This is a genomic window from Micromonospora sp. NBS 11-29 (assembly GCF_002140155.1).
In the GTDB taxonomy this organism is placed as follows: Bacteria; Actinomycetota; Actinomycetes; order Mycobacteriales; family Micromonosporaceae; genus Micromonospora.
Genome location: NZ_NAPR01000029.1, coordinates 329 through 8,246, shown reverse-complemented (window position 1 = coordinate 8,246; position 7,918 = coordinate 329). Strand labels below are relative to the sequence as shown.

The following is a 7,918-nucleotide window of genomic DNA, read 5'->3' as shown; positions in this document are numbered from 1 at the left end:
CCCGCACCGGCGCCCGGATGATCGTGGACAGCACCAAGATCCCCGGCGAGTCGGCGTTGCTGCCGCATGTGCCCGGCGTCGAGCCGTACTGGCTGCACCTGGTCCGGGACCCGCGTGCGGTGGCGCACTCCTGGCGGGAGCCGAAGGAGTACGTCTACGCGATGTCGGCGGCGCGCAGCACCGCGTACTGGCACGGGTTCAACCTGGCCTCGGCGGCGATCAACCGGCGGTTTCCCGGGCGGTCGACGTTCCTGCGCTACGAGGACTTCGCCGCCGATCCGGCCGGCACGATCGACGCCCTGCTGCGGCTGGTCGGCGTCGACCCGGGCGGCAACCCGGTCCGGGACCGGACCGTCGAGCTGCGCGGCAACCACACGGTCACCGGCAACCCGGACCGGTTCCGCACCGGCCCGACCCGGATCCGGGACACCGACGACGGATGGCGACGGACGCTGACCGGCCGGCAACGCCTCGCCGTGGCGGCGCTGTCGTGGCCGCTGTCGGCCCNGGCGGATCGGCCGGCACGCAGCCCGGCGCGGTGGCCCGCGCCGGTGAGACGGAGAGGTGACGGACGTGGATCTGGGGCTCAAGGGGCGGGTGGCGCTGGTCGCCGGCGGCACCAGTGGCATCGGGTTGGCCTGCGCGAAGGAGTTCGCCGCCGAGGGCGCGCACGTCGCGGTCTGCGGACGCGACCCGGAGCGGCTGGGCGCCGCCGAGCGGGAGCTGGCCGCGATGGCGACCGGCCGGGTCAGCGCGACCGGGGTGGACCTCACCGACACCGATGCCGCCGTCGGCTGGGTGGACCGGATCGCCGCCGACCTGGGTGGGGTGGACGTGCTGCTGGTCAGCGGCGGCAGCCCGCCGATCGGCACCGCCACCGCCTTCGGCACCGCCGACTACCGGGCGGCCGTCGACCGGGTGCTGCTGCCGGCGGTCGCGGTGTCGCTGGCCGCGCTGTCGCACATGCGCGCCGCCGGTTGGGGTCGGCTGCTGCTGGTCGCCTCGGAGACCGCCTGCGTGCCGATCGGCCCGCTGGCGCTGTCCGGGGTGACCCGGGCCGCGCTGGTCCGATTCGCCCAGGGGCTCGCCGTGGACGTGGGCCGGGACGGGATCACCGTGAACGTGCTCGCGCCCGGCGGTGTGCGTACCCCGCCGATGGAACGCGCGGCGGCCCGGCTGGCCGGCGCGGACGGCGACGTGGAGGCGCGGCTGGCCGCGATGGGGCACCACAGCGCGGTCGGCCGGCTGGCCCGCCCCGAGGAGGTGGCCGCCGTCGCCGCGTTCCTGGCCGGTGAGCGGGCCTCGTACGTGACCGCCGGCGTGCACCTGATCGACGGCGGGGCCGCCGCCACCGGGCCGGACCTGCCGCATCTGACCGGCGTCCGCAAGGACACCTACGCCTGACCCACCCGACCGCCGCACGAGGGAGTGCCCATGTCGACGACCAGCCAGTTCACCGAGCGCGACGTCTCCGAGTTCTTCGACCAGACCACGCAGACGTACCTCAGCTTCTGGGACAGCGAGGGCGTGCTGCACACCGGTTACTTCGCCGGGGCGGACGACACCGACTACTCGGCGGCGGCCGACCGGACCTCGGACATCCTCGCCGACGACGCCGGCATCGACGCCTCGTCGAACGTGCTCGACGTCGGCTGCGGCTGCGGCAACTTCCTGCTGCGCCTGGCCGCGCGGACCGGGTGCCGGGGCGAGGGGTTGGACCTGAGCATCGAGCGGATCCGGTTCGCCGAGCAGCGGCGCGCGGAGCGGGGCGCCGGGCTGGACGTGTCGTTCCGGCACGGCTCGGCCACCGCGCTGCCGTACGCCGACGGCACGTTCACGCACGTGGTCAGCCAGGACGCGTTGTTCCTGGTGCCGGAGAAGCCGCGTAGCCACGCCGAGATGTTCCGGGTGCTCGCGCCCGGCGGGGNCGGCCCGCCGGCACGTCTACGACCGGGTGCGCTGGAACGGCGGCTACTCGCTGGACGGGTACCGCCGGGCGCTGGAACAGGCCGGGTTCGTGGACGTGACCGCCCGCAGCCTCGACGCGCACATCCGGCAGACGTACCGGGTGTTGGGCCGCACCGCCCGGGAGCGCGCCGAGACCACGGCCGACGAGGCCGCACGGACCTGGATCCTCACCTTCGCCGACTCCTGCGACGAGATCCAGGCCGCCATCGACCGGGGCGAGTTCGGCTGGGGCATGTTCGTCGCCCGCAAGCCGGCCTGAGGAAGGGACACCAGATGCAGCAGCGCGTTGACGCCGTGAAGCGGACCATCGCCGAGGTGGTCGCCGAGCGGAAGACCCAGATGTCGCCCGGCGGGACGTTCGTCGAGGCGTTCGGGAAGGACGGTTTCGACACCAGCGTCGACTACGACGTCACGATCACCGACTCGCTGACCAGTTCCCGGCGCAAGCCGCGCTACCCGTCGCGGAACATGCTCAAGGTGGTGGACCTGTCCCGGGACCCGCAGGACTTCTACTGGCACGAGAGCCCGCCCCGGCCGGGCGACCCGGCGGTGGACGGCGCGGACCTGCGCCGGGAGGCGGCCAACCACTTCCACCGCTCCCCCATCCCGCCGCTGCTCACCACCACCGCGTGGGTGCAGGTGCCGGACACGCTGTGGGAGGACCCGGTCAGCTTCGCCCAGTTCATCGACTACCGGCTGGTGGTGCGGCTGGCCACCGCCGAGAACCACACCATCCTGCGCGGCGAGGGCGGGCTGCTGGCCATGCCGGAGCTGGGCCGGCTCACCGACCCGGGGCCGTTCGCCTCCACCATCCTGACCGCGTGCAACGAGGTCGAGCAGATGGGCAGCACCGCCGACGGGCTGATCATCAATCCGGCCGACTACTACCGGCTGCTGGGCAACGGCACGCTGATGCGGGACGTGGAGGAGAACGGCGTCTTCATCGTGCGTACCCGGCTGGTCGACCCGGGCACCGCGATCGTCGGCGACTTCGGTCACGGCGCGCTGCTGTTCGACGCCGGCCGGTCCCGGATCGCGTTCGCCGAGCCGCCGCCGGGCACGTTCGCCGAGCCCGGGGTGGCGCTGCGCGCGGAGATCTGGGAACGGGTCGTGGTCAATCTGCCCACCTGCTTCTTCGTCGTCTCGCTCTGAGCGGCGACGATGACCACGCCCGCCCGTTCCGACCCCGACGTCCTGGTCATCGGCGCGGGCGTCGTCGGGCTCTGCTGCGCCTGGTTCCTGCGCCGCGCCGGTCACACCGTGACGGTGGTGGACCGGGGCGAGGTCGGCGACCCGGCGGCCTGCTCGGCTGGGAACACCGGCTTCGTCGGCACCCAGGGCTCGGCCCCGCTGGCCGAGCCCGGGGTGCCGGCCAAGGGGGTGCGCTGGCTGTTCAGCCCGGAGAGCCCGTTCTCGGTCCGGCCCCGGCCGGACGCCGCGCTGCTGGCCTGGCTGTGGCACTTCCGCCGGTACTGCACCGAGCGGCACGCCCGCGCCGGCTTCGAGACGCTGCTCGCGCTCAAGCAACGCAGCCTGGCGCTGCTGCGGCAGATGTGCGCCGAGGACGAGCTGGCCGGCACGCTCACCGAACGCGGCATGATCCTGGCCTGTCACACCGAGCAGGGGTACGCGCGGGCGCGTCGCACGATCCGCGCGGCGACCGCCCGCGGGGTGCCGCTGCGCGACCTGGGCCGGGCCGAGCTGGCCCGGCTGGAACCGGGCGTCGACTTCGCCGTCGCCGGGGCGCTGCTCAACGAGGAGGGCGCCGCGCTGCGCATCCCGGCGTTCCTGGTCGCCCTCGCCGAAGCGTTGCGGGCGCGGGGCGTGGAGATCGTCACCGGCGCCGAGGTGCGCGGCTTCGAGGTGGCCGGCCGGCGGGTGCGCGGCGTCCGGACCGGCCGGGGTGACCTGCGTCCGGCCGAGGTGGTCATCGCCGCCGGGGTGTGGTCGACGGCCTGCGCCCGGATGCTCGGCGTCGGGCTGACGCTGCAACCGGCGAAGGGCTACACGGTGACCGTTCCGGCCGGTCCGGGTACGCCCACCCGACCGGTGCTGCTCAGTGAGGGCAAGGTCGCGGTGATGCCGCTCGGTGACCGGGTACGCGTCGGCGGCACGCTGGAGCTGGCCGGGCTGGACGCCTCCGTGTCACCGCGCCGGGTGGACGGCATCCTGCGCACCGTCCGACGCTACCTGCCGGCGCTGGAGACCGACCGGCGGCTGGACGTGTGGAGCGGGCTACGCCCGTGCACGCCGGACAGCCTGCCGTTGATCGGCCGGGCCGGCGGCTGGGACAACGTCAGCGTCGCCACCGGACACGGTCACATCGGGATGGGGCTCGCCCCGGCCGGCGGGGAGCTGCTCGCCCGGATCGTCACCGGCGCCGAGCCGGACCTGCCGTCGGCGACGTTCGCCCTGGACCGCTTCCGGAGGGGGAGCCGATGAGCGACCGGCCCGAGATCGGGGTGCTCTGCCTCGACACCAGCTTCGACAAGATCCCCGGCCACATCCGCAACCCCACCACGTTCGACTTCCCGGTGCGCTACCGGGTGGTCGAGGGCGCCACGCCGCAACGGCTGGTGCGCGAGGCCGACCCGACGCTGCTGGAGCCGTTCGTCACCGCGGCCCGCGACCTCCAGGCCGCCGGCGTCGCCGGGATCACCGGCGCGTGCGGTTTCCTGGTGCTGTTCCAGGCCGAACTCGCCGCCGCGGTGGACGTGCCGCTGTGGTCGTCGAGCCTGGTGCAGTTGCCGATGGTGCACCGGATGGTCGGGCGCACGGTCGGGCTGCTGGTCGCCGACGAGGCGGCGCTGACGCCGCGGCACCTGGCCGCGATCGGGGCGGCGGACGTGCCGGTCGCGGTCACCGGCATGGCCGGGCAGCCGGAGTTCCGCGAGGTGATGCTGGAGGGCCGGCGGGACGCGCTCGACGTCGACCGGCTCGCCGCCGAGGTGGACGGCCGGGTGGACGCGCTCGCCCGCGCCCACCCCGACCTGGGGGCGCTGGTGATCGAGTGCACCGACCTGGTGCCGTTCGCCCACCGCATCCAGGCCCGGCTGGGCGTGCCGGTGTTCGACATCGTCACGCTGACCACGATGGCGTACGCGACGTTGACCCGTCGCCCGTACCGGCCGGGCTGACCGGCCCGGCGGAAACGCCCGCCCGTCGGGTGGGCGGCGCATAGCGTGTGGGCAGGAGGGCCAGCCCCGGGCGGGAGGCGGCCGGAACCGGAGGAGGACGCCGTGACGGAGCCGGAAGAGGAACAGGAGAAGACCGGCAAGACCGACCGGGTGTTGTTCTCCCCGGACGGCGACCCGCACCACACGCTCGCCGAGGCGTCCCAGCCGGACGAGCACCTCGACGTCACCGCGACCGTCGACGACCGGACCGAGGTCGTCGACGACGAGCAGTGACGGCGGCCCGGCCGGCGTCGAGCGCGGCGGTCAGACCGGCGGGATTCCGGAGCGGCCGATGGCCGACATGTCGCCGCCACCGATCTCGGTGGGTTCGCCGTCGGGCGGGGTCTCGGTGGGTCCGGTGACCGGCGGTGGGCCGGTGGTCTCGGTCCGGTCCTCGACGCAGGCGTCGCCCAGCCCGTGCATCAGCTCCCCGATCGCGGCCAGGGCCGCTCCCTTGTCCGGGCAGGGTCGGCCGGTGGCGAGCACCTGCCCGTCGCCACCCAGCACGGTGAACCCCACCGTGCCGCCGGCCTCGCTCTCGATCACGAACTTCACCGGCCCACCTCCGCTCAGTGCACGCCCTGGGACTGCAACCACAGCTCCAGCAGACCGAGTTGCCACAGCTTGTTGCTGCCGGCGCTGGCCTGCGCGCGGTCCGGCTCGGCGAGCAGCTCGTCGACGTACGCCCGGCGGAACAGGGCCCGTCGGCGGGCCTCGGGTGCGCCGAGCGCCTCGACCACCAGCTTCCGCACGGGGCCGTCCACGTTGCGCAGCGCCGGCACCGGGAAGTACCCCTTGGGGCGGTCGATGACCTCGGCCGGCAGCACCTCCCGGGCCACGTCCTTGAGCACGCCCTTGCCGCCCTGGGCCAGCTTGTGCTCGGGCGGGCAGGCCGCGGCCAGCGTCACCAGGTCCTGGTCGAGGAAGGGCGTGCGCACCTCCAGCCCCCAGGCCATGCTCATGCTGTCCACCCGCTTGACCGGATCGTCGGGGAGCATGAGGTGCGTGTCCAGGCGCAGCACCGCGTCCACCGCGCTCTGCGCGCCCGGCGCGGCCAGCTCCGCGGCGACCAGCTCGCCGCTGACGTCGGCGTCGCAGGCGTACGCCGGGTCGACCACCCGGTTCAGCTCGGTGTGGTCCCGGTCGAAGAACGCGGTGGTGAACTCCGCCGCCGCGTGCGCCCGGTCCGCGTGGGCGAGCCGGTGGTGGTAGCCGTAGCCGGCGAACACCTCGTCGGCGCCCTGCCCGGACTGTGCCACCTTGACGTGCCGGGCGACCTGCTCGGAGAGCAGGTGGAACGCCACCACGTCGTGGCTGCCCATGGGTTCGGTCATCGCCGTCACGGCGGCGCGTACGGCCGGACCGAGGTCGTCGTCGGCGAGGCGGATGCGGTGGTGGTCGGTGTCGAACGCGCGGGCGACCAGATCGGAGTAGTGGAACTCGTCGCCGGCCTCGTCGCCGTGACTGTCGAAGCCGATGCTGAACGTCTGGAGGTGGTGCTGCCCGGCCCCGTCGAGCAACGCCACGATCATGCTGGAGTCGAGGCCGCCGGAGAGCAGCACGCCGACCGGCACGTCGGCGACGAGCCGGCGGTGGACTGCGGTGCGCAGCGCGTCGCCGATCGCGGCCCGCCAGTCGCGGGCGTCCATGCCGTCGTGGGCCGGGTCGCGCCGGTAGTCGGGCCGCCAGTAGACGTGCTCCCGGCTGCGCCCGTCGGCGTCGGTCACCCGGACCGTGGCCGGGGGCAGCTTGCGCACCCCGCGCAGGATGGTGCGCGGGGCCGGCACGATCGAGTGCCAGGACAGGTAGTGGTGCAACGCGACCGGGTCGATGCCGGTGTCCACGTCGCCGGCGGCCAGCAGCGCCGGCAGGGTGGAGGCGAACCGCAGCCGGCCCGGCGACTCGGCCAGGTAGAGCGGCTTGACGCCCAACCGGTCCCGGGCCAGCACGAGCCGGCGCCGTCGCCGGTCCACCAGCGCGACGGCGAACATGCCGACCAGGTGGTCGACGAACCGCTCACCCCACTGCGCGTACGCGACCAGGACGACCTCGGTGTCGCTGGTGGATCGGAAGGTGTGCCCGGCCGTCCGCAGTTCGTCCCGCAGCTCCGGGTAGTTGTAGACGCAACCGTTGAAGACCAGCGCCAGGCCGAGGTCGTCCCGGGCCATCGGTTGGCCGCCGGCCTCGGACAGGTCGATGACGGTCAGCCGGCGGTGTCCGAGCGTGATCCAACCGTCGGTCCACCGTCCCTCGCCGTCCGGGCCGCGGGAACGCATGGCCTCGGTCATCCGGGTCACCGCGTCGGCGTCGGGGGCGCCGCCGTCGAACCGGGCCTCGCCGCTGATCCCGCACATGCCGGCGGTTACCCGGCGTGTGACGGAGGAAACGCGGGATGGGCGGTTGGCGAGCCGGGACCGGTACGCCGTCGTACGGTGGCGGTACGGGCCATGTCGCCGGGGCGGTCCGGCCACGGGGGCGTGGCCAGGATCAACCTGCCAGGAGGACGTGTGTTCGCCAATCCCGAGGAACTCCTGCGATACCTCAGCNTGCCGGTCGAGTCGTTCGACGACAGCGTCTTCACCGACGGCCTCGCCTTCGACGGCTCGTCGATCCGGGGTTTCCAGTCGATCCACGAGTCGGACATGCTGCTGCTGCCGGACGTCACGACCGCGTTCGTCGACCCGTTCCGCGCGCAGAAGACCCTGGCGTTGAACTTCTTCGTGCACGACCCGTTCACCCGCGAGGCCTACTCCCGGGACCCGCGCAACGTGGCG

General features: G+C 74.0%; 9 protein-coding genes and 1 pseudogene. 8 read left to right on the top strand and 2 right to left on the bottom strand.

All coding sequences use genetic code 11. From position 1 onward, the window contains the following. Positions 1 to 573: 573 nt before the first annotated feature. The 7 genes and pseudogenes from B1205_RS26910 (at position 574) to B1205_RS30120 (ending at position 5,378) form a co-directional block, all read left to right on the top strand. Positions 574 to 1,404 carry an SDR family NAD(P)-dependent oxidoreductase gene (locus B1205_RS26910; RefSeq protein ID WP_089158152.1) on the top strand — a complete coding sequence of 277 codons (831 nt, stop codon included), beginning with the start codon at positions 574 to 576 and terminating at the stop codon, positions 1,402 to 1,404. A gap of 30 nt (positions 1,405 to 1,434) precedes the next feature. Beyond that, positions 1,435 to 1,866 (top strand): annotated as a pseudogene (locus B1205_RS32545) (SAM-dependent methyltransferase); the annotation flags it as partial. Positions 1,867 to 1,954: 88 nt separating this feature from the next. Then, positions 1,955 to 2,227 (top strand): hypothetical protein, encoded by a 273-nt coding sequence (locus tag B1205_RS32540; RefSeq protein ID WP_254910245.1) that lies wholly within the window; start codon positions 1,955 to 1,957, stop codon positions 2,225 to 2,227. A 14-nt stretch (positions 2,228 to 2,241) separates the two neighbouring features. Further along, positions 2,242 to 3,120: a family 3 encapsulin nanocompartment shell protein gene (locus B1205_RS26900; protein WP_089158151.1), complete on the top strand. Its 879-nt coding sequence runs from the start codon at positions 2,242 to 2,244 to the stop codon at positions 3,118 to 3,120. A 9-nt stretch (positions 3,121 to 3,129) separates the two neighbouring features. Continuing rightward, entirely contained in the window at positions 3,130 to 4,410 is a 1,281-nt protein-coding gene (locus B1205_RS26895; protein ID WP_089158150.1) for an NAD(P)/FAD-dependent oxidoreductase, read from the top strand. Beyond that, complete coding sequence (locus B1205_RS26890) at positions 4,407 to 5,105, top strand: aspartate/glutamate racemase family protein (protein WP_089158149.1); 699 nt, start codon at positions 4,407 to 4,409, stop codon at positions 5,103 to 5,105. The genes B1205_RS26895 and B1205_RS26890 overlap by 4 nt, the downstream gene beginning before the upstream one ends. A gap of 102 nt (positions 5,106 to 5,207) precedes the next feature. After that, complete coding sequence (locus B1205_RS30120; protein WP_176308822.1) at positions 5,208 to 5,378, top strand: hypothetical protein; 171 nt, start codon at positions 5,208 to 5,210, stop codon at positions 5,376 to 5,378. A 30-nt stretch (positions 5,379 to 5,408) separates the two neighbouring features. Here B1205_RS30120 and B1205_RS26885 read toward each other — a convergent pair whose 3' ends face one another. Both B1205_RS26885 and B1205_RS26880 read right to left on the bottom strand, forming a co-directional pair. After that, positions 5,409 to 5,699, bottom strand: a complete 291-nt coding sequence (locus tag B1205_RS26885) for a hypothetical protein (RefSeq protein WP_089158148.1) — start codon at positions 5,697 to 5,699, stop codon at positions 5,409 to 5,411. 14 nt (positions 5,700 to 5,713) lie between these two features. Continuing rightward, positions 5,714 to 7,498, bottom strand: a complete 1,785-nt coding sequence (locus B1205_RS26880) for an N-acetylglutaminylglutamine amidotransferase (protein ID WP_089158147.1) — start codon at positions 7,496 to 7,498, stop codon at positions 5,714 to 5,716. A gap of 153 nt (positions 7,499 to 7,651) precedes the next feature. Between B1205_RS26880 and B1205_RS32535 the strand changes: the two genes are divergently transcribed. Next, positions 7,652 to 7,918: glutamine synthetase beta-grasp domain-containing protein (locus tag B1205_RS32535; RefSeq protein ID WP_441338579.1), on the top strand; the 267-nt coding region annotated here is incomplete at its 3' end.

What these genes read in the sequence shown, in the direction of transcription:
- B1205_RS26900 (WP_089158151.1), top strand. Translation starts at nt 2,242, where the DNA reads ATGCAGCAGCGCGTTGACGCCGTGAAGCGGACCATCGCCGAGGTGGTC.
- B1205_RS26890 (WP_089158149.1), top strand. Translation starts at nt 4,407, where the DNA reads ATGAGCGACCGGCCCGAGATCGGGGTGCTCTGCCTCGACACCAGCTTC.
- B1205_RS26880 (WP_089158147.1), bottom strand. Translation starts at nt 7,498, where the DNA reads ATGTGCGGGATCAGCGGCGAGGCCCGGTTCGACGGCGGCGCCCCCGAC.
- B1205_RS26895 (WP_089158150.1), top strand. Translation starts at nt 3,130, where the DNA reads ATGACCACGCCCGCCCGTTCCGACCCCGACGTCCTGGTCATCGGCGCG.